The organism is Micromonospora sp. DSM 43699 (genome assembly GCF_055517075.1).
The window spans coordinates 1-453 of record NZ_JBTMMT010000208.1; the positions used below are offsets into that span (position 1 = coordinate 1).

1 protein-coding gene is annotated in these 453 nt (G+C 71.3%); it reads left to right on the forward strand.

Annotated features, from left to right (window positions below; genetic code table 11):
• A partial coding sequence (locus AC0AIB_RS31275; RefSeq protein WP_465098089.1) for an RcpC/CpaB family pilus assembly protein occupies positions 1 to 273 on the forward strand: 273 nt, incomplete at its 5' end.
• Positions 274 to 453: the final 180 nt, after the last annotated feature.

Here is a 453-nt window from a genome sequence, read left to right on the forward strand (position 1 = left end):
CAGGGCGACTCCGCTCAGTCCAAGGTCATCGTCGCCAACGCCAAGGTGCTGGACGTCGGCGAACTCACCGCCCTGGACCCGAGCGCGGACGACCGGGGCAGCCGGGCGACCGAGGCCGTGCCGATCACCTTCGCCCTGAACACGCTGGACACCCAGCGCGTCGCCTACGCCGAGTCGTTCGCGGAGCACGTACGCCTGGCGCTCGTCGCCCCGGGCAGCGACGGCACCATCCGTCCCGGCGACCGCACCTACACGCTCGACAAGGACAAGTGAGGATCGGATGACCACCAGAATCCTCCCGGCCGTCGGCGATCTCGACGCGGCCCGCTCCGTCACCACCCTGCTCAGCCAGCTGCCCGACGCCGAACCGGCCACCCCCGTGGGCGATTCCACCCAGCTCATCGACACCCTGGCCCGCCTCGCGGGCGAGGCGCTCGACGAACTGCCCGAGGT